The sequence below is a fragment of the Aliiglaciecola sp. CAU 1673 genome (assembly GCF_029223185.1).
Lineage (GTDB): Bacteria > Pseudomonadota > Gammaproteobacteria > Enterobacterales > Alteromonadaceae > Bowmanella.
In genome coordinates this window covers 73038-91574 of the sequence record NZ_JARHUG010000007.1, presented here as the reverse complement: position 1 = coordinate 91574, position 18537 = coordinate 73038, and the positions used below count along the sequence as shown (strand labels likewise).

Below are 18537 nucleotides of genomic sequence, written 5' to 3'. Positions count from 1 at the left end.
GTCTGCGATATAGTCGGTTTTTTGACAGAGTAACAGAGGTAGCATTATGGGCACCGAAAAAGATGATGATTTAGACGATTGGGCAGCGGCTATGGCCGAGCAGGCGGAAGCCGAAGCTCAGGGCGGCGAAGATGGTGTGCAAGTGGCCGAACTGGATGAGCTGGAAGATGACAGCAAGCTGACCGGCGAGGAAAAGCGCAAGCTGGATACCATTTTGGACATTCCCGTGACCATTTCAATGGAAGTGGGACGCAGTCATATAAGTATTCGCAATCTTCTCCAACTCAACCAGGGTTCTGTGGTTGAACTGGATCGTGTGGCCGGTGAGCCGCTAGACGTGTTAGTAAATGGCACGTTGATTGCTCATGGTGAGGTAGTAGTAGTTAACGACAAGTTCGGGATACGCCTCACCGATGTTATCAGCCAAATCGAACGTATTAAAAAGCTCAGGTAAAACAAAGGCTAAGCTGTTTTTTAGCAGCTTAGCCAGCCTCTCTTCCCCCGTCTTTGCTGACAATGTGCCCTTAAGCAGCCCCGGCGACTTTTTGTCGATACTGCTGTCTTTGGTGATCGTGGTGGCCTTGGTTTTTATGCTTGGCTACCTGATGCGCCGGTTTAATGTCACTCATGCTGGCAGTGGTCAATTGAAAATCATGGGCTCTATGGCATTGGGCACGCGAGAGCGGGTGCTGGTTATCGAAGTGGGGAACGAACAGCATTTGCTTGGAGTGACCAGCCAACAGATTACCCATCTGGCCAAATTGCAGGAGCCTATTTCACCTGCAGTTGCACCAGGTGAAAGCTTTAAGAACAAACTCAGCCAATATATGCAAGGGAAGGGGCAACATCATGATTAGAGCTCTGTCCCTGATTGTTGTTTTATTGTTGGTCTTGTTGCCGGATTTTGCCTGGGCTCAGGCTGGTGGTGTCAAAGCTGTGACAGTGACCACCAACCCAGACGGCAGCCAGGACTACAGTATGACGCTGCAAGCGCTGTTTATTATGACGGCGCTGAGTCTGATCCCTGCTTTTATCATGATGATGACGTCTTTTACCCGCATTATCGTGGTGCTGTCTATTCTGCGTCAGGCTATGGGGTTGCAGCAGGCACCATCCAACCAAATCCTCATCGGTGTCAGTCTGTTCCTGAGCATGTTTATTATGGCGCCGGTGTTTGAAAAGATTAACGAAACGGCGCTGCAGCCTTACCTCAATGAGGAAATCACCTCTATTGAGGCCTATGAAGCGGCAAAAATCCCCATGCGTGCCTTCATGTTGTCGCAAACACGGATAAAAGATCTGGAAACCTTTGTGGAGATAGGCGGGTATCAGGATCAGGTCAAAGATCCGCAAGATGTACCGATGAATGTATTGATCCCGGCGTTTATTACCAGTGAATTGAAAACGGCCTTTCAAATCGGTTTTATGCTGTTCCTGCCCTTTTTGATTCTGGATTTGGTGGTTGCGTCGGTATTGATGGCCATGGGTATGATGATGTTGTCGCCTATGATTGTGGCACTGCCCTTTAAATTAATGCTGTTTGTGTTGGTGGATGGCTGGAATCTGATTTTTGGCACCTTGGCCAACAGTTTCGGCATGTAGCGAGGTTATCCCATGTCTCCAGAGGTCTTTGTCGAAGTTTTACAAGATGCCCTAAGGATGGTGATTCTGCTGGTGTCGGCAATCATTTTACCGAGCCTCTTTGTCGGTCTGATAGTGTCCGTTTTCCAGGCTGCCACCTCGATTAACGAACAGACCATCAACTTTCTACCCAGATTAATAGTGACGCTGCTTGCCCTGTCTTGGGGCGGGCACTGGATGACCAGCCAACTAATGGAATTTTTCTTCGACATCATGGCCCAAATCCCCGAAGTTGTGGGGTAAATCGGGACCGTTATGCCGGTGGCATAACGCAGCCCGATTTACGGGAGGCCCGGACGGCCGACCTGGGCGATGTCCCACGGAAGGGTGACAGCTCGGGCACCTGAACAGGACCGTTATGCCGGTGCCATAACGCAGCCCGATTTTCGGGACAAATTTTTCTGGAAAAAATTTGAACGTCGGCGCCTTTGGCCGACGGCCCGGAGGGTGAGCGCCAGGGATGGTGCGAATACTAATTTTTCTGGAAAAAATTTGAACGTCGGCGCCTTTGGCCGACGGCCCGGAGGGTGAGCGCCAGGGATGGTGCGAATACTAGTTTTTCTGGAAAAAATTTGAACGTCGGCGCCTTTGGCCGACGGCCCGGAGGGTGAGCGCCAGGGATGGTGCGAATACTAGTTTTTCTGGAAAAAATTTGAACGTCGGCGCTTTTCGCCGATGGCCCACAGGGTGAGCACAGCCCGGAAGTTGCGAGGGCACGCAGCAACTTCAAGTGCGAACGGGAGGACAGAGGATGCCCGACCTGGGGGAGCAACATCAAGGATGTGCAATTGACGCTGCTGAATTGGTGATATTGACGCCCGACCTGGGCGCAGTCCCAAGGAAGGGTGACAGCTCGGCAGCCGACACAGGCCATTTTTGTCGCTGGATTCTCACCTCAAAAAACAACACCAATCAACAATCCCCCAAATCCAAACTTCTGGTACAAGAACTGCAATACCCCGTAAACAGGTGAAAAGTCGCCTAATCGGTTCAATTTTTAGAGAGAGAAAGACAATATTTTGGCAGTCATTCGTCTTCCTAATAGCAATTGCGAATTGCAAGGCCGCTCATCCGGGAGAGTAGCCTGATGGAATTCCTAGCCAGCACCATGAATCAAGCCATGGCAGATCTGCTGTTACCCTTTATGCGGATTATCGGCATGTTCTCAGCTATGGTAGGACTTAGCGCGAGAACAATGCCGACCCAAGTGCGAGTGCTGTTAGCGCTGTTCCTTAGCTTGGTGATTATGCCTTTAGTTCCACCCGCTCCGGTAAAGGAACTGATGGATGTCGGCAGTATGCTGATTGTGATCCAGCAGTTAGTCATCGGTATCGCTATCGGCTTTGTTTCCACCATAGTGCTAAATACCTTTATCCTTGCCGGTCAAATTGTAGCGATGCAAACGGGCTTGGGTTTTGCTTCAGTAGTTGACCCGGTCAACGGTATTGATGTGCCTGCGGTGGGGCAGTTTTATCTGATACTGGCAACCTTGCTGTTCTGGGCCATGGATGGACATCTGACCATGATCCGCATGATTGTAATGAGCTTTGAAGCTTTTCCTATCGGTGAGGGCTGGTTTACTGCGGAGCAATTTCGTTCCATTGCGCACTTTGCCGGGTGGATGTTTGTGGCGGCAGTGACCATCTCGTTAGCGCCTATTGTCTCCCTGCTTACCATCAACCTGGCTTTTGGTGTCATGACCAAGGCTGCGCCTCAGTTAAACGTCTTTACTATCGGTTTCTCCATTGCCCAGATCACCGGTCTTATCATTATCTGGATGACTATGGATAACTTTGCCCTGCATTTTGAAATGGAATGGGAAAGAGCGACTCAGTTTATGTGTGAGCTCCTTCGCATTTGTCCGCCGTAGGAGGCTGTCACTATGGCTGATACGCATGAAAAAACAGAAGAACCCACGTCGAAAAAGCTCGACGAGGCCAAAGAAAAAGGACAGATAGCCCGCTCCAAGGAGCTTGCCACAACCTTGGTGCTGATTTTAAGCGCAGGCACCTTAATTATGGTGGGGCAGGGTATCGGTAGCGCCATGCTAAATGTCATGCGACGTATGTTTACCCTTTCCCGCGATGAAACTTATGACGACAAGCATATTTTTCAGGCCTGGGCCCATGGTATCGGCGAGGTAAGCGGGCCGGTTCTGCTGTATATGATCGTGGTGATGGTGGCAGGGATATACGGCAGTATCGCCCTCGGTGGCTTTAACTTTTCCTGGAAAGCAGCCGCTCCTAAGGCCAGTAAACTTAACCCATTAAGCGGCTTGAAGCGCATGTTTGGACCAAACGGCATTGTGGAGCTGCTAAAAGCCATTGCCAAGGTGGTCGTGGTGGCTGCCAGTGCCTTTTTGGCCTTGAGTGCCTTTCGTGAAGAAGCGCTGCATCTGGATTTAGAAATGTATCCGCGCAATGTGATCCACGCGCTGGAGTTACTGGGATGGCTGTTTTTGATTATCTGCTGCGCCATGATCCCGATCGCTATTTTTGATGTGCCTTACCAACACTATAAGCACAATAAAGAAATGAAAATGACCAAGCAGGAGGTCAAAGACGAGCATAAAAACTCAGAAGGTGATCCCCAGGTCAAAGGACGGATCCGTCGCTTGCAGTATCAGGCAGCCGCAAGGCGTATGATGCAGGAAGTGCCCAAAGCCGATGTGGTGGTGACTAACCCGACCCACTTCTCGGTGGCCCTGAAGTATGATCAAAACGGTACCCGTGCGCCGATTATGGTGGCTAAAGGCACCGATGAACTGGCCATGCATATCCGTAAAATTGCCGGTGCTCATGAAGTTCCTATTATCGCCTCGCCAATGTTGGCCAGGGCGATTTACTATTCTACCGAGCCGGATCATGAGATCCCGGAAAAGCTGTTTATGGCAGTGGCTCAGGTGCTGGCTTATGTGTATCAGCTTAAAGCTTGGCGCAAAGGGCGGGGCAAGCGGCCTAAGCCGTTGGCAAAAGAGTTACCAATTCCGCCAGAGCTTCGCCGCTAGCTGACAACTTCAATATCTTAGTCTCGACATCCCAAGTACCTCGGATATACTGCGCCCGCCAATTTAGGGCATATCAAGGAACATGGAATGAAAAACAAGATTGCGGTCTGCATCTTTGCAGGCATGATGGCGGGTCAGGTTGCTGCTCAGGAACAACCATTGACTCAGGCCTATTGGGAATTTGCCGGTCGTGCGGCTATCACAAATTTGGATAGTGACACAGCTAAGCAGGAAGGCGTCGATAGCAGTGCTTATTCACTCGGTTTTACTGCAGATTATTATTCAAATGTATGGGTCACCAGTCTGGGACTCGATATCCTTTTTTATGACGACAACGCCTCTTTTCGCCAGCAAGTTGAGGGAACAGGTTGGCTGAACAACGGCGACCGCTCCACTGAAAACTCAGATGCTAATGCCGTTGTGGCCAGTATCGCCTTTGGCCATCAATGGAAGTTTGCTGAAGAAAATTCCGTAGCTGCTACCCTGCAAGGGGGCTATGCACATGTTTTTGCCTCTGAACGTGGTATTTCTAATTGCTCAAACTGCTATAGCGAAGACATTGATATCGATGGTGGTATGTTTATTCAAGCTACGGTCGAGAAAGATGTAGGCGGATGGGCCATTGGTGCCTATGTTCAGCAGTTCCTTACGGGTGACGGACTCAACAATAGCTTCGGTGTTCGCTTCTCCAGCGGATTCTAGATCCTGTGAATGCTAAGGGTTGCAGGAGTCAGTCTTGCAATCCTTGACTCTCCCTTCGTGTTAGACTTGCCATAAGTCTATTACCGGGACAGAAAATGAGATTACTCTTATGTCTCTTATTGTGGAGCATGCTAACCCTAGGTTGTGGTTCAGGCACCGCTAACCAATCTACCGCCCCGGAATCCCCTGTTGTTGACCCCACCCAAAGCCTCAGCAGTATTCTGAATTCTGCTATTGCCGATGGTGTGGATGGTATTTTGGTATATGTGGACAAAGCCGGTCATGAGCCTATCATCGCCACTGCCGGTCACCATGAGCGGGGCAGTCAGCAGTCTATCGCCGCCGATGCCTTGTTTAAAGTGGCCAGTATCAGCAAGCTGTTCATTGCCGTTGCGGTAACCAAACTGGCACATGAAAACAGCCTGAGTCTGGATGACAGCCTGGCCCTGTGGCTGCCAGAGTATACTAACGCCATTCAATTTTCGGAAAGCATCACAATCCGGCAGATGTTGCAGCATCGAAGTGGGATCCCCGATTTTGACAGCCAACCGGGTTTTAGTTGGGAAAACGCACATACGGATTTAGATGCCACACTGGCATTTGCCTTACACAAGCCGGCCGACTTCAGCCCTAATAGCCGCTATGAATACTCCAATACAAATTACCTGCTATTGGGAAAGTTGATGGACAGGGTGCTGGGATTTAGTCATCAGGACTATATTCAGCAGCGTATTCTTGCTCCCCTGCAAATGCATAACACTTATCTGGTGCATGAATCCGAGCTGGCGGATAGGTTGGTAAGCGGATACTGGCTTGGTATAAACAGGGAAAATCAAGATTATCGCATCCCCGGTGGTTCGATGATCTCCACAGTGGAAGATATTGGTATTTTTATTCGTGCTTTGAATAATGGCACGCTGCTAAATAATACAGAGAAATCCCTTTATCCCTACTGGTTTGAACATTCCGGATGGCTGCCGGGCTATCAAAGCAATGCCGCTTATCAGGCGGCCAACAACACAGTGGTGGTGCAATTTGTCAGTACCACGGGGGGCAGCAGTGAAACCGTTGCTTCACGTACCTATCAATCCTTGGTGTCTTATGCTGCCGGGCTATAGCTAAGGATAAGATCTTGGTTGCTGACATTGGTTACAGCGGCTTTTTGACGTTCTTCCAGTTAATTTGGGTAGACAGTAGCAGCTCTCTGAGACTCAAAGTGCGGGGAACAGATTTACGCTGATGTTTCCAGCTATGGCCGCAGCAAGCGGCAAGTAGATTGTTTTTGGCCGGCACCAATAGCTGTTTTAGTTGACTGGCATCTTCATCTTGCAACTTACCGCTTAGATTAAACCACCCGTGTTTATTCAGATGTAGTCGGTGTTTCTCTATTTCAATCCTGTCGATACTGTCCAGTTCAAGATGCTCTTGTCCCAAATGACAAATGTGCACCGCAACCGGCATTCCCATGTAAGCATATTGGCTAAGCCAAAGGCTTGTTTTTTGTTGGTCGCCGTTGGCGGGGCATTGGGCAGCTTGTTTGGCTTGCCAACTGGCATTGTGGACATCCACTTCCAGAGGTCCCTGATGGGTCAGCATAGCTGCAGCGGCACGTTTAATATGATGGCTTAAGCCTTTTAAACGTCTTTGCAGCAGGCTCAGATTGCCCGATTGGGCCAATAGGGAAAGCTCCCTTTCATAGAGGGCGTTGCACAGTTCTGCGTATTGCAGCTGCGCTTTGTCATCGCGAAAAATATCGGTTTGATTGGGGTGCATGGAAGAGGGGGCCAAAGCCCCCTTTTGCTCTTAGGCTTAGGCCTTTCAGCCTTGGCCTTTGATTTCCTTGCGTCCGCCGTACACGGCGGCGCTGCCCAATTGCTCTTCGATACGCAGCAATTGGTTGTACTTGGCCACGCGATCAGAGCGGCACAGCGAGCCGGTTTTGATTTGACCGGCAGCGGTACCCACGGCCAGATCGGCAATGGTGGCATCTTCAGTTTCGCCACTGCGGTGAGAAATGACTGCGGTAAAACCAGCGGCTTTGGCCATGCGGATGGCTTCCAGGGTCTCGGTCAGGGAGCCAATCTGGTTAAACTTAATCAGAATGCTGTTACCGATGCCCTGATCGATACCACGCTTAAGGATCTTGGTGTTGGTCACAAACAGATCGTCGCCTACCAGTTGCACCTTGTTGCCAATCTTCTTGGTCAGGCTGGCCCAACCGGCCCAGTCGCTTTCATCCAGGCCATCTTCGATAGAGACGATAGGGTATTTACGGGTCAACTCGGCCAGGTAGTCACCGAAGCCTTCGGAGTCGAATACCTTGCCTTCACCTTTGAGGTCGTACTTGCCGTCGTGATAGAACTCAGAGGCGGCACAGTCCAGGGCCAGTGTCACGTCTTTGTCCAGCACATAACCGGCATTGGCCACGGCCTCGGCAATCACCGCCAGGGCTTCTTCGTTGGATTTCAGGTTAGGGGCAAAGCCACCTTCATCGCCCACGGCGGTATTCAGGCCTTTGGCCGATAATACTTTTTTCAGGCTATGGAATATTTCGGCGCCCATACGCAGAGCTTCACGGAAGCTCTTGGCGCCCACGGGTTGTACCATAAATTCTTGAATATCAACGTTATTGTCTGCGTGCTCACCACCGTTGATGATATTCATCATCGGTACCGGCATGCTGTACTGTCCCGGCGTGCCGTTTAGATCGGCAATATGCTGGTACAAAGGAATACCCTTGTCCATGGCGGCAGCCTTGGCAACTGCCAAAGACACGGCCAGGATAGCGTTGGCGCCAAGCTTCTCTTTATTCTCGGTGCCGTCGAGTGCAATCATAATGGCGTCGATGGCTTTCTGATCATGGGCGTTTTTACCCAAGAGCGCCTTTTGAATATCGCCATTCACGGCGCTAACGGCTTTCAATACGCCTTTACCCAGATAACGGCTTTTATCGCCGTCACGCAGTTCCAATGCTTCACGAGAGCCGGTACTGGCGCCGCTGGGTGCACAGGCTCGGCCCCAGGCGCCGCTTTCTAAATAAACGTCTGCTTCTACGGTGGGGTTACCACGGGAGTCCATAACCTCACGGCCGACAATCTTGCTGATCACTGACATGTTCACTTGCCTTATGTTCTGATGATTCCAATAGGGCGCTTCGGATGCTGCGCCACCTGTTCAGCGAGGGGCCTGGCGGCCCCGGTATCAATTATTGCTTTTATGATATTCACCCGCGGCGTGCACAAAGCCCTCAAACAAGGGATGGCCGTCACGGGGCGTAGAGTTAAATTCCGGGTGGAACTGACCAGCCACAAACCAGGGATGGTCATCCAACTCGACGATTTCCACCAGGCGCTTGTCCGCAGACAAGCCGGTCACCTTCAGCCCTGCATTTTCGATTTGTGGACGCAGGTTGTTGTTCACTTCATAGCGGTGACGGTGACGCTCATAGATGGTTTCGCTACCGTACATGGCATGGACTTTACTGCCTTTGATCAAATGGCACAACTGGCTGCCCAGGCGCATGGTGCCGCCTAAGTCAGATTTTTCGGTACGGGTTTCGACGCTGCCGTCAGAATCCAGCCATTCAGTGATAAGGCCCACCACAGGATAAGGGCTGTTAGGATCAAATTCGGTGCTGTTGGCCGCGGCCATGCCGGCCACATTACGGGCATATTCAATTACCGCTACTTGCATACCCAAACAAATGCCAAGATAGGGGACCTTGTTTTCGCGGGCATATTGGGCGGCCATAATCTTGCCTTCAATGCCACGCTCGCCAAAGCCGCCGGGTACCAGAATGGCGTCGAGACCCGCCAACACATCGGTGCCTTTGCTTTCAATATCCTGTGAATCCACATATTGGATATTGACCGACAAACGATTTTTCAGACCCGCATGTTTAAGGGCTTCGTTGACGGATTTATAGGCGTCGGGCAGGGCCACATATTTGCCCACCATACCGATGGTCACTTCGCCGTTAGGGTTGGACTCGGCGTACAGCACCTGTTCCCATTCGGACAGATCAGCTTCCGGGCACTCCAAGCCAAAGCGCTTGACGACCAACTCATCCAGTCCCTGGGATTTGAGCATGGCCGGAATACGGTAGATGCTGTCTACGTCGCGTAAGGAAATAACCGCTTTGTCGGCCACGTTGGTAAACAGAGCAATCTTGGCGCGCTCATTGGAAGGCAAAGGCACTTCGGAGCGGCACACCAGAATATCCGGCTGAATACCTACAGAACGAAGCTCTTTTACCGAGTGCTGGGTAGGCTTGGTCTTCACTTCACCTGATGCGGCCATATAAGGCACCAAAGTAAGGTGCATATACATGGCGCGCTCGCGACCAATTTCGGTGCCGAGCTGACGAATCGCCTCAATAAAAGGCTGGGATTCGATATCACCGACGGTGCCGCCAATTTCGACAATGGCCACATCCACGCCTTCGGCGCCTTCAATTACGCGGCGCTTAATCTCATTGGTGATATGCGGAATGACCTGAATAGTGGCGCCAAGGTAATCACCGCGGCGCTCGCGCTTGATCACTTCTTCATACACACGACCGGTGGTGAAGTTGTTACGTTTGGTCATGCGCGTGCGAATAAAGCGCTCGTAATGGCCCAAATCCAGATCAGTTTCGGCGCCATCATCGGTGACAAACACCTCGCCGTGCTGAATGGGGCTCATGGTGCCTGGATCCACGTTGATGTAGGGGTCCAGCTTAAGCATGGTTACTTTCAGGCCTCTGGCCTCGAGAATAGCGGCCAGTGAAGCGGCTGCAATACCTTTACCCAGTGATGAGACAACACCACCCGTCACGAAAATATAGTTTGTCATGCTAAACCCAAGGCGTAGGAGTTGAACGGAATCGGTTGTCCAGCCAGTCGGCTATTCCTGCGCAGCATGCTTAGGGGGAGGGTTCCGCCCAAGGGGAGCAACGACAGACTGCCAGGGTGCATGGGCACCGCTTAGGCAAAGCGCTATTTACTATCAGGACGGGAAAGTAGTATACGCAATAAGGGCTTATCGCTCAATGAATTTGCTCTTGAGATGGATAGATTCTCATGTAAATAACATTGGAGGCCTCGCCAGTTGAAGGCTTCCTGTCTACGCTGTATCCAGACAATAACTAATAGGATATCCAGCATGTATTTGACCCGGTTGGTTTATGCCAGTGCCATCTCTGAACGCTTTCAAGCGGGCGACATTGAATCAATATTGCAATCGGCAAAGCGCAACAATGAAAAGCTGCATGTCACTGGGTCTTTACTCTTTAACCGAAAGTATTTCCTGCAATGTTTGGAAGGCCCTCGCGAGGCATTAAATAGCATTTTTCAGAAGATTCTATCCGATCAGCGTCACTGTAAAGTTTGTCTGATGGGCTTTGAGTCTGTGCGTAGAAGAGAATTTTCCAATTGGAGCATGCATTATATTCCTGACAACCTTCTCACTCGTGAGGTGACATTAAAGTACTCTGCAGATGATGTGTTAAACCCTTTTACTATGTCATCCGAAGGGGCTATGGGGTTGTTGGTGGAACTGTCTCACTCTCAACCTCAAGGAAGCTAGTCCTACTGGCCTGCCACCTGAAGTTGCCGCATTTTTGGTGACACAGTGCTTGTCTCTTATTGATTTGATGCGGTTTTATTTACTGCGACGCCTTACCCTACTTTATTTCTTGTCGGGGAGAATTACATTAAGCAGAATGTAACAGATTGATAGAAAAGAGATTTATGATAGAGCATTGTATGCGGATTTTTGTATTGTTGGCTTTGTTGGTAAGCACTACTGTTTTTTCAAAGGAATGGCGAACACCAGATCCGGATAATCTGGTCTATCTGCACCTGGAATCCGGCATTGTGGTGATTGAACTTGCTCCTTTTATGGCCCCACGCCATACGGAGCAATTCAAGGCATTAGTGCGTGAAGGCTTCTATAACGGCCTGGATTTCTATCGGGTGATTGAGGGGTTTGTGGCCCAGGGCGGCGATGTGTCCGAGAAAAAGGCCTCAGCGCATAAGGGCAAACTCAAAGCAGAGTTTGTTCGGCCGTTGTTTGAGGGCGCGCCATTTAGTGTGCTTGAATCCCCCGACTTATTCGCCCCGCAAGCAGGTTATCTTCGCGGTTTTGCCGCAGGACGGGACCCCGAAGCCAAAGTAGAGTGGTTACTGCACTGTCCTGGCACCGTGGCCATGGCCCGCGACAATGAAGCCGATAGCGGCACCACCGACTTTTACATCACCTTGGGTCAGGCACCCCGACATCTGGATCGTAATATGAGTGTGTTTGGCCGGGTGATTTATGGCATGCCTTTGATTCAGGCGCTGCCAAGAGGCAACCCCGAAATTAACTCCGGAGTAATTGACGATCCCAAAGAGCGGGGCAAGATCCTAAAGGCCGTAGTAGCCGGCGACTTGCCTAAAGAAAAGCACTTGGCCATTGAAGTGCAGGAGCAGGAAAGCGACGCCTTTAAGAAAAAGCTGGCGCAGGCCCGCACCATGGAAAGTCCCTTTTTTCATTACAAAGGCAATGGCAAGCTGGATATTTGTTATCACTTGCCTAAAAGTCGTCTACAACCCTAAATAAACGTTCCGAATAGTAGATCATTCTGAGCAGTGGGCGGGAAGCGCGATGCAGAACTTCCTTGTCAAGGATGACGAGGCAGAGCCTCCAGGGACGGATTCACGGTGTTTCTGCATGCGTTCCCGGCTACTATTGCACTAATAGGATCAGCTATTTAGTGAGCACAGCCGATTTATCGGTGCGCTCTTAATATCCAAAGTAGCGGCAGTAATAATAGGGCCAGGCTGAAGGGTTCATTGACACTTTGGCTTTGCAGGGATTTAGGTGCAAAGGAAAGATTAAGCTGCTTGGGCTCCTCTGCTTTGACCAAGAAAGTGCCTATGAGTTGATTGCCGTTATTGAAAAAACGGCTGTAGTCTGAACTGTATTCTGTGCTGTATACGTTGGCACTATAACTACCGTTTATGTAACTACCACCGGCTCGAAGTTGACCTGCTTTATCTTGGTAAAATCCTCTCGAGAAGGTTTGGTAATATCTATTTCCAGCGGCGGCTCCAAAAAGCCTTTGCCAAGATTTTGCGTTCTTGTAGCAAGATGTATGGCTTAAACACCCTTGCTCAAAATTATACTCGGAGCCATATTTGCCCACATGGTTAACTTTGCCAAAGGCTGTGTTTAGTAACGAATGCACTTCACCCTGTGTTGCCGCACGCCATCCTGCAAAGGCTTTGATAGCATGGTTGTAAGACATGTCTAGAGTTAAAAAGGTATCCAGCCAGACAATGCCCGTGGACTCGTCTTTAACGGCAAAATTGTCACCCTGATTGAATGCATCCCATTGAATTAATGAGGCATTAACCGGAAGAGTGAAAAGCGAAAGTAAAAAAATGGCGTTTTTAACTAGTGCAGGCATGATTGGATAAATTACTGTTCTTATTATTGTTTCAATATGTTACTAAAAATGGCCTTAGAGGTCTAATTGCCTATTTCATGCCCGTTCGTCATTGTTTTCTTTTTAACCCCTGTTTGATCAAAATATGCGGAAATCACTAAGCACCTTTTTGACCACTTAAGCGCTTTAGCTCATACAGCTTATCCAATGCCTCACGTGGGCTAAGCTCATCGGGATTAATCGCCGACAGGGCTTTGGTAAGCGGATCGTCCTGCTCAATAAAATCCATCTGAACAGGTGCGGTTTTGGTGACTGTCCTGATCTGCTTTTCGCCGCTTTCCAGTTGCTGTAGTTTGTCTCTGGCAGCTTGGATCACGGGTTTGGGGACACCGGCCAATTGGGCAACCTGAAGGCCATAGCTTTTGTCCGCTGCGCCTTCCTGTACTGCATGCATAAAGCTGATCCCTTCTTCAAATTCCACCGCATCCAAATGCACATTGCCAAGCTGCGGCAGGCTCTCAGCGAGCTGGGTCAGCTCAAAATAATGGGTGGCGAACAAGGTAAAGGCCGAGATCTTCTGTGCCAGATAACCGGCACAGGCCCAGGCCAGCGACAGGCCGTCATAGGTGCTGGTGCCGCGACCGATTTCATCCATCAACACCAGGCTGTTGGCGGTGGCGTTATTGAGAATAATGGCGGTTTCGGTCATCTCCACCATAAAGGTGGAGCGCCCGGAGGCTAAGTCGTCGGAGGCGCCGATACGGGTAAAAATTCTGTCGATAGGGCCAATCTGGGCATGTTGCGCCGGCACAAAACTGCCCATATAAGCCATCAGCACAATCAATGCGGTTTGGCGCATATAGGTGGATTTACCGCCCATATTGGGGCCGGTGATGATCAGCATACGGCGCTTAGCGTTCATGGCCAGCGGGTTGGCGATAAAGGGCTCGTCCAGCACCTGCTCCACTACCGGATGGCGGCCATGGTCATAGCGAATGCCTGCGCTGCTCTCAAAGCTGGGACGATAATAATCCAGAGTGTTGGCGCGCTCGGCCAGATTGGCCAGCACGTCCAACTCAGCCAGGGCGGCTGCGCAAAGCTGCAATTCGCCTAAGCGCGGCAGCATCTCGTCAAACAAGGCTTCATAAAGCTGTTTTTCCAGGGCCAGGGCACGGCCCTGACTGGTCAGCACCTTATCTTCATATTCCTTAAGCTCAGGAATAATATAGCGCTCGTTATTTTTCAGGGTTTGGCGGCGCACATATTCCACCGGCACCTGATCGGCATAGCCACGGCTGACTTCGATAAAATAGCCATGCACTTTGTTAAAGCCCACCTTAAGGGTAGGAATACCGGTTAATTCGCGCTCGCGGATTTCCAGCTTTTCCAGATAGTCGGTGGCGCCTTTGGAGAGGGCCCTTAGCTCATCCAATTCGGCATTAAATCCTGGGGCAATCACGCCGCCATCGCGGATCAATACCGGTGGGTTGTCTACGACGGCCTGTTCCAGTAGCGTCAGATATTCGGGGAATTCGCTGATATCCCCAGACAGACTGTTCACAGCCGTGCAGTCAAGACTCCGCAAAAAGCCGTTAATCGCCGGTAGCTGGCCAAAGGCCTGACGCAGACGGGCAAAATCCCTGGGCCTGGCGCTACGAAGGGCCAAGCGGCCGAGCACTCGCTCCATATCGCCAACGTTTTTAAGGTAATGGCTAAGCTCTTCAAGGTCGGCGTCCAACAGCGCTTCAATGGCATCCTGGCGACGGGTTAAACGATTAATATCGGTCAGTGGCCGGTGGATCCAGCGCTTTAACAGGCGACTGCCCATGGCAGTACTGGTTTTATCCAGTACTGAAGCCAGGGTGTTGTCCAGGCCGCCGGCCAGGTTTTGGGTCAGCTCCAGATTGCGCCGGGTGGCGGCATCTAGTTGCACGGTATCCGATTGGGTTTCAAGGCCAATGGCGCGAATATGGGGCAGGGCGCTACGCTGGGTATCTTTGACATACTGCATAATGCAGCCAGCCGCACGAAGACCAAGTTTGGCACTTTGTACGCCAAAACCTTCCAGATGCTGGGTACCAAATTGCTGGTTTAAGGCGCGAACGGCGGTCTCTAAATCAAATTCCCAGACTGGGCGGCGGCGAATGCCCTTGCGGCTTTCGATGATATGGGCACAGGCCATGGCTTCCGGGTAAAGCAGTTCCGCCGGTTGGCTGCGTTGCAATTCGGCGAGCAAGGCCTCCTGGGTCGGCAGTTCACACAACATAAAGCGGCCACTGCTGATATCCAAAGTGGCATAGCCAAAACCCGAAACGTCCTTACCTTCAAAGACGGCGGCCAGCACATTGTCGCGCCTGTCATCTAAAAGTGCTTCATCGGTAATAGTGCCGGGGGTCACAATACGGGTGACCTGGCGCTCTACCGGGCCTTTGCTGGTGGCCGGATCGCCAATCTGTTCACAAATGGCCACCGATTGGCCGAGCTTGACCAGCTTGGCCAGATAGCCCTCCACCGCATGGTAAGGCACACCGGCCATGGGAATGGGATCGCCACCGGATTTACCGCGGGCGGTTAAGGAAATATCCAACAGCTGTGCAGCCCGTTTGGCATCATCATAGAAAAGCTCATAAAAATCGCCCATGCGATAAAACAACAGGATCTCCGGGTGTTCGGCCTTAATCCGCAGATATTGCTGCATCATCGGTGTATGCTGGGATAAATCCTGATGATCCAGGGGCTTAGCTTGCATGGCGAAATTTTCAGAAGGCATAATGACGCTATTCTACTTGTTATGGAGAAACGGATGACTCAGTCAAAAAACATATTGGCGTTGGCCGAAAAACTGGGCCAGGCATTGCAACAAAAAGGCTGGACCATCACCTGTGCCGAGTCCTGCACCGGCGGGGGCATAGGATACGCCATTACCAGCATATCCGGAAGTTCAGCCTGGTTTGAGCGGGGCTTTATCACCTACTCCAATGAGGCTAAATCGGCGCTTTTAGGCGTTCGCGAAGATATTCTGCTGGTCAATGGCGCGGTGTCAGCGCAAACCGTGGAGCAAATGGCTCAAGGTGCACTGAACGCTGCGGCTGCCAATCTGGCCATAGCTGTGAGTGGTATCGCCGGTCCCGACGGCGGCAGCCCCGAAAAACCTGTTGGTACCGTCTGGTTTGGCCTGGCACAGGAAGGCAAGGTGAAAAGCGTGCATCGGCGCTTTGAAGGAGACCGGCACCAGATTCGCGAGCAGGTAATTGAATTTGCTTTGCAATTGCTGATTGAGGCGGTTGCTGACGTTTGAGGTGATAGGAATGTTGCTGTCACCAACCGAGTTTACTGAAGATGCAGCCTCGCAGACCTGCATCTTAGCCTAATAAAATATGACCAATAACCACAACAGCCAATCAGAAAAAGTCGAGCTGGAACATGGCGCGGCCAAGCAGTTTATGCGCTGGTATGAACGCAACACGGGCGAGAAAATCCGCCATATCTGGCATAACGAACCGCGCAAACCTGATGTGTCCTGCTATCTGATGGATGAACGTCTGGATCTGGAAATTGCCCATTTGTACGGTTCCGAGAAAGAAGCCATGAAAATCCTCGGGCGGGAACTGGACGAAAAAACCCGAAAAGAATTAAAGGCGTTGGAAAAGTATACCGAGCCGCACGAGCGCTTGCTGAATGCGCTCAATCGGATCCTGGCCAATAAATCTGTAAAGCAATATGCCACTAAGCGAGTATGGCTGGTGATCCGTAACGCCCATCCGGCATGGAGTGCTGAGGAAATTCAGTCCCTGCAACATTGTATTGACGTACCCAAACAGCATCCCTTTGAGCAAATCTGGATGGTGGGCGATATGCAAGGGCAAAGCGGTATAGTACAACTTTTCCCCTGAATATCTGGGTTTCCAACCGGTAACACAAAAAAATCTGAGCAGGACTTGTAACTGTATGGCTATACAGTATACTTGCCTCCATCGAATGACGACTGTCAACCAGCTCAGAGAAGGAGCGAACAATGGACGATAACAAATCCAGGGCCCTGTCGGCCGCATTGGGACAAATCGAGAAGCAATTTGGTAAAGGCGCCATTATGCGCCTGGGCGATAACCAGGCCATGGACATCGAAGCCATTTCCACCGGCTCATTAAGTGTGGATATCGCCTTGGGGATTGGCGGTCTGCCTTGTGGTCGAGTGGTGGAGATATACGGTCCGGAATCTTCCGGTAAAACCACCCTGACCCTGCAGGTGATTGCCGAAGCCCAGAAGAAAGGTAAAACCTGCGCCTTCGTGGATGCAGAACATGCCCTTGATCCGGTTTATGCGGGTAAGCTAGGCGTTAATGTGGAAGAGTTGTTGGTGTCTCAGCCGGATACCGGTGAACAGGCTTTGGAAATCTGCGATATGCTGGTGCGCTCCGGTGCCGTAGATGTAGTAGTGGTGGACTCGGTTGCTGCACTGACCCCAAAAGCTGAAATCGAAGGCGAGATGGGTGATTCCCACGTAGGTCTGCAAGCCCGTTTGATGTCTCAGGCCCTGCGTAAGCTGACCGGTAATATCAAGCGTTCCAACACTCTGTGCATTTTCATTAACCAGATTCGTATGAAGATTGGCGTGATGTTCGGTAACCCCGAAACCACTACCGGTGGTAACGCACTGAAATTCTATGCCTCAGTACGCTTGGATATTCGTCGTATTGGGGCAGTTAAGGAAGGCGACGAAGTCGTGGGCAGCGAAACCCGCGTAAAGGTGGTCAAGAACAAGGTTGCGCCCCCCTTTAAGCAGGCCGAATTCAATATTATGTACGGCGAAGGGATCAGCAAAGAGGCAGAACTGGTAGATCTGGGCGTATTGCATAAGTTTGTGGAAAAGGCCGGCGCCTGGTACAGCTACAACGGTGAGCGTATCGGTCAGGGCAAAGCTAATGCAGTGAAGTACCTGAAAGACAAACCTGAAATGGCCAATGCCATCGAAAAGCAGTTGCGTGAAAAGCTGCTGTTGCAAAAAACCGTAAAAGCAGAAGAGGGTGTGTCAGAAGACGTGCTTTAAGGCATACTGATCTTCAAGAAGCGTCTCTTGGCATTAGCCAGAGACGCTTTTTTTTATGGGCAAGATTTGGCCTGCTCTGGCGTTTGACCTTGCTGCGTAAAAAGCATCAAAGGCACCAGCGTCGCCAATATAACTACCCCTTCCCACCACCACGGGCTTTGCAGGGTATGCCAGGTAAGGCTGTCGATAATCAACAGTATTGATGGCAACAGCCACAAGTAAAAAGGCGCCGACATTAACATTAATACGCCGAGTGTCAGGATAATGGTCGGGGTTGGGAAAAGCCCTGCTAACTCTGCCGCATTGATATTTTGATAAATTAGCCACTGCAAGGTGGGTCGTAACAGCAGGCCATAGCAAATCAGGCCAATCCCCAGATAAGCGAGTGGGCCTTTGGCTGCATGTGACGAGGACATCGGTGCCAGGCTAAGTAGCAGCAATGCCTGAAGCAAAAATCCCCACATCAAATAGTCAGCCGCCCAATTAATCTGGGCATATTGACCTTGCACAAATCCAAGACCGCTGAATAGCCAGGCGAAACATAGCATGATTATCAGCAACAAGCGTTTTTCTTTGAAATACCAGCAGCAGAGCGTCGCCAGCCATAGCAATATCAGGGGGACTTGTATTGGCCATAGGGACGCATTAAAGGTGCTGAATAGTTGCAGATAGATTTCTTTGGAAAACAGCAACAGGTCTTGCAACGAGTAGCTAAGCCAATCGGCCATC

19 protein-coding genes are annotated in these 18537 nt (G+C 50.8%); 13 read left to right on the top strand and 6 right to left on the bottom strand.

Annotation, left to right across the window (positions count from 1 at the left end; genetic code table 11):
• Nucleotides 1-46 precede the first annotated feature (46 nt).
• The 8 genes from fliN (at nucleotide 47) to P2G88_RS08450 (ending at nucleotide 6468) form a co-directional block, all read left to right on the top strand.
• Complete coding sequence (fliN, locus tag P2G88_RS08485) at nucleotides 47-454, top strand: flagellar motor switch protein FliN (RefSeq protein ID WP_275795429.1); 408 nt, start codon at nucleotides 47-49, stop codon at nucleotides 452-454.
• The gene (fliO, locus tag P2G88_RS08480; protein WP_275795428.1) at nucleotides 414-857 is read left to right on the top strand and encodes a flagellar biosynthetic protein FliO; all 444 of its coding nucleotides are present in this window, start codon (nucleotides 414-416) and stop codon (nucleotides 855-857) included. Before fliN ends, fliO begins: the two co-directional genes overlap by 41 nt.
• Entirely contained in the window at nucleotides 850-1602 is a 753-nt protein-coding gene (gene fliP / locus P2G88_RS08475) for a flagellar type III secretion system pore protein FliP (RefSeq protein WP_275795427.1), read from the top strand. The genes fliO and fliP overlap by 8 nt, the downstream gene beginning before the upstream one ends.
• Nucleotides 1603-1614: 12 nt before the next feature.
• A complete protein-coding gene (fliQ, locus tag P2G88_RS08470) occupies nucleotides 1615-1884 on the top strand; it encodes a flagellar biosynthesis protein FliQ (RefSeq protein ID WP_275795426.1) in 270 nt (89 codons plus the stop codon).
• A gap of 844 nt (nucleotides 1885-2728) precedes the next feature.
• A complete protein-coding gene (gene fliR / locus P2G88_RS08465; protein ID WP_275795425.1) occupies nucleotides 2729-3511 on the top strand; it encodes a flagellar biosynthetic protein FliR in 783 nt (260 codons plus the stop codon).
• A gap of 12 nt (nucleotides 3512-3523) precedes the next feature.
• Complete coding sequence (gene flhB, locus P2G88_RS08460; RefSeq protein WP_275795424.1) at nucleotides 3524-4648, top strand: flagellar biosynthesis protein FlhB; 1125 nt, start codon at nucleotides 3524-3526, stop codon at nucleotides 4646-4648.
• A gap of 87 nt (nucleotides 4649-4735) precedes the next feature.
• Nucleotides 4736-5350, top strand: coding sequence for a hypothetical protein (locus P2G88_RS08455; RefSeq protein WP_275795423.1), 615 nt, complete (start codon nucleotides 4736-4738; stop codon nucleotides 5348-5350).
• A 128-nt stretch (nucleotides 5351-5478) separates the two neighbouring features.
• Nucleotides 5479-6468, top strand: coding sequence for a serine hydrolase domain-containing protein (locus P2G88_RS08450; RefSeq protein ID WP_275795422.1), 990 nt, complete (start codon nucleotides 5479-5481; stop codon nucleotides 6466-6468).
• A 31-nt stretch (nucleotides 6469-6499) separates the two neighbouring features.
• On the opposite strand, the gene P2G88_RS08445 is transcribed toward P2G88_RS08450, so the two are convergent.
• The 3 genes from P2G88_RS08445 to P2G88_RS08435 form a co-directional block, all read right to left on the bottom strand.
• Nucleotides 6500-7123 (bottom strand): hypothetical protein, encoded by a 624-nt coding sequence (locus P2G88_RS08445; RefSeq protein WP_275795421.1) that lies wholly within the window; start codon nucleotides 7121-7123, stop codon nucleotides 6500-6502.
• 45 nt (nucleotides 7124-7168) lie between these two features.
• Complete coding sequence (eno, locus tag P2G88_RS08440; RefSeq protein WP_275795420.1) at nucleotides 7169-8464, bottom strand: phosphopyruvate hydratase; 1296 nt, start codon at nucleotides 8462-8464, stop codon at nucleotides 7169-7171.
• 87 nt (nucleotides 8465-8551) lie between these two features.
• Nucleotides 8552-10183 (bottom strand): CTP synthase, encoded by a 1632-nt coding sequence (locus tag P2G88_RS08435; protein ID WP_275795419.1) that lies wholly within the window; start codon nucleotides 10181-10183, stop codon nucleotides 8552-8554.
• A 309-nt stretch (nucleotides 10184-10492) separates the two neighbouring features.
• On the opposite strand from P2G88_RS08435, the gene P2G88_RS08430 reads away from it, so the two are divergent.
• Together P2G88_RS08430 and P2G88_RS08425 are read left to right on the top strand one after the other, a co-directional pair.
• The gene (locus P2G88_RS08430; RefSeq protein WP_275795418.1) at nucleotides 10493-10915 is read left to right on the top strand and encodes a BLUF domain-containing protein; all 423 of its coding nucleotides are present in this window, start codon (nucleotides 10493-10495) and stop codon (nucleotides 10913-10915) included.
• 179 nt (nucleotides 10916-11094) lie between these two features.
• A complete protein-coding gene (locus P2G88_RS08425; protein ID WP_275795417.1) occupies nucleotides 11095-11928 on the top strand; it encodes a peptidylprolyl isomerase in 834 nt (277 codons plus the stop codon).
• A 173-nt stretch (nucleotides 11929-12101) separates the two neighbouring features.
• On the opposite strand, the gene P2G88_RS08420 is transcribed toward P2G88_RS08425, so the two are convergent.
• Complete coding sequence (locus P2G88_RS08420) at nucleotides 12102-12782, bottom strand: hypothetical protein (RefSeq protein ID WP_275795416.1); 681 nt, start codon at nucleotides 12780-12782, stop codon at nucleotides 12102-12104.
• A gap of 136 nt (nucleotides 12783-12918) precedes the next feature.
• Nucleotides 12919-15531 carry a DNA mismatch repair protein MutS gene (mutS, locus tag P2G88_RS08415; RefSeq protein WP_275795415.1) on the bottom strand — a complete coding sequence of 871 codons (2613 nt, stop codon included), beginning with the start codon at nucleotides 15529-15531 and terminating at the stop codon, nucleotides 12919-12921.
• A 33-nt stretch (nucleotides 15532-15564) separates the two neighbouring features.
• Between mutS and pncC the strand changes: the two genes are divergently transcribed.
• The 3 genes from pncC (at nucleotide 15565) to recA (ending at nucleotide 17808) form a co-directional block, all read left to right on the top strand.
• Nucleotides 15565-16059, top strand: a complete 495-nt coding sequence (gene pncC / locus P2G88_RS08410) for a nicotinamide-nucleotide amidase (protein ID WP_275795414.1) — start codon at nucleotides 15565-15567, stop codon at nucleotides 16057-16059.
• Nucleotides 16060-16138: 79 nt separating this feature from the next.
• The gene (locus tag P2G88_RS08405; RefSeq protein ID WP_275795413.1) at nucleotides 16139-16654 is read left to right on the top strand and encodes a hypothetical protein; all 516 of its coding nucleotides are present in this window, start codon (nucleotides 16139-16141) and stop codon (nucleotides 16652-16654) included.
• A gap of 122 nt (nucleotides 16655-16776) precedes the next feature.
• On the top strand, nucleotides 16777-17808 hold the full coding sequence (gene recA, locus P2G88_RS08400) for a recombinase RecA (protein ID WP_275795412.1): 1032 nt from the start codon (nucleotides 16777-16779) through the stop codon (nucleotides 17806-17808).
• A 53-nt stretch (nucleotides 17809-17861) separates the two neighbouring features.
• On the opposite strand, the gene P2G88_RS08395 is transcribed toward recA, so the two are convergent.
• Nucleotides 17862-18536 (bottom strand): DUF6064 family protein, encoded by a 675-nt coding sequence (locus P2G88_RS08395; protein WP_275795411.1) that lies wholly within the window; start codon nucleotides 18534-18536, stop codon nucleotides 17862-17864.
• Nucleotide 18537: the final 1 nt, after the last annotated feature.

Bases quoted from the DNA above. Each gene is read 5' to 3' on its own strand.
- P2G88_RS08405 (WP_275795413.1), top strand. From the start codon at position 16,139: ATGACCAATAACCACAACAGCCAATCAGAAAAAGTCGAGCTGGAACAT.
- P2G88_RS08395 (WP_275795411.1), bottom strand. From the start codon at position 18,536: ATGGCCGATTGGCTTAGCTACTCGTTGCAAGACCTGTTGCTGTTTTCC.
- flhB (WP_275795424.1), top strand. From the start codon at position 3,524: ATGGCTGATACGCATGAAAAAACAGAAGAACCCACGTCGAAAAAGCTC.
- mutS (WP_275795415.1), bottom strand. From the start codon at position 15,531: ATGCCTTCTGAAAATTTCGCCATGCAAGCTAAGCCCCTGGATCATCAG.
- P2G88_RS08420 (WP_275795416.1), bottom strand. From the start codon at position 12,782: ATGCCTGCACTAGTTAAAAACGCCATTTTTTTACTTTCGCTTTTCACT.
- P2G88_RS08430 (WP_275795418.1), top strand. From the start codon at position 10,493: ATGTATTTGACCCGGTTGGTTTATGCCAGTGCCATCTCTGAACGCTTT.
- fliO (WP_275795428.1), top strand. From the start codon at position 414: ATGTTATCAGCCAAATCGAACGTATTAAAAAGCTCAGGTAAAACAAAG.
- fliN (WP_275795429.1), top strand. From the start codon at position 47: ATGGGCACCGAAAAAGATGATGATTTAGACGATTGGGCAGCGGCTATG.
- pncC (WP_275795414.1), top strand. From the start codon at position 15,565: ATGACTCAGTCAAAAAACATATTGGCGTTGGCCGAAAAACTGGGCCAG.
- fliR (WP_275795425.1), top strand. From the start codon at position 2,729: ATGGAATTCCTAGCCAGCACCATGAATCAAGCCATGGCAGATCTGCTG.
- P2G88_RS08435 (WP_275795419.1), bottom strand. From the start codon at position 10,183: ATGACAAACTATATTTTCGTGACGGGTGGTGTTGTCTCATCACTGGGT.
- fliQ (WP_275795426.1), top strand. From the start codon at position 1,615: ATGTCTCCAGAGGTCTTTGTCGAAGTTTTACAAGATGCCCTAAGGATG.
- recA (WP_275795412.1), top strand. From the start codon at position 16,777: ATGGACGATAACAAATCCAGGGCCCTGTCGGCCGCATTGGGACAAATC.
- P2G88_RS08455 (WP_275795423.1), top strand. From the start codon at position 4,736: ATGAAAAACAAGATTGCGGTCTGCATCTTTGCAGGCATGATGGCGGGT.
- eno (WP_275795420.1), bottom strand. From the start codon at position 8,464: ATGTCAGTGATCAGCAAGATTGTCGGCCGTGAGGTTATGGACTCCCGT.
- P2G88_RS08450 (WP_275795422.1), top strand. From the start codon at position 5,479: ATGCTAACCCTAGGTTGTGGTTCAGGCACCGCTAACCAATCTACCGCC.
- P2G88_RS08425 (WP_275795417.1), top strand. From the start codon at position 11,095: ATGCGGATTTTTGTATTGTTGGCTTTGTTGGTAAGCACTACTGTTTTT.
- fliP (WP_275795427.1), top strand. From the start codon at position 850: ATGATTAGAGCTCTGTCCCTGATTGTTGTTTTATTGTTGGTCTTGTTG.
- P2G88_RS08445 (WP_275795421.1), bottom strand. From the start codon at position 7,123: ATGCACCCCAATCAAACCGATATTTTTCGCGATGACAAAGCGCAGCTG.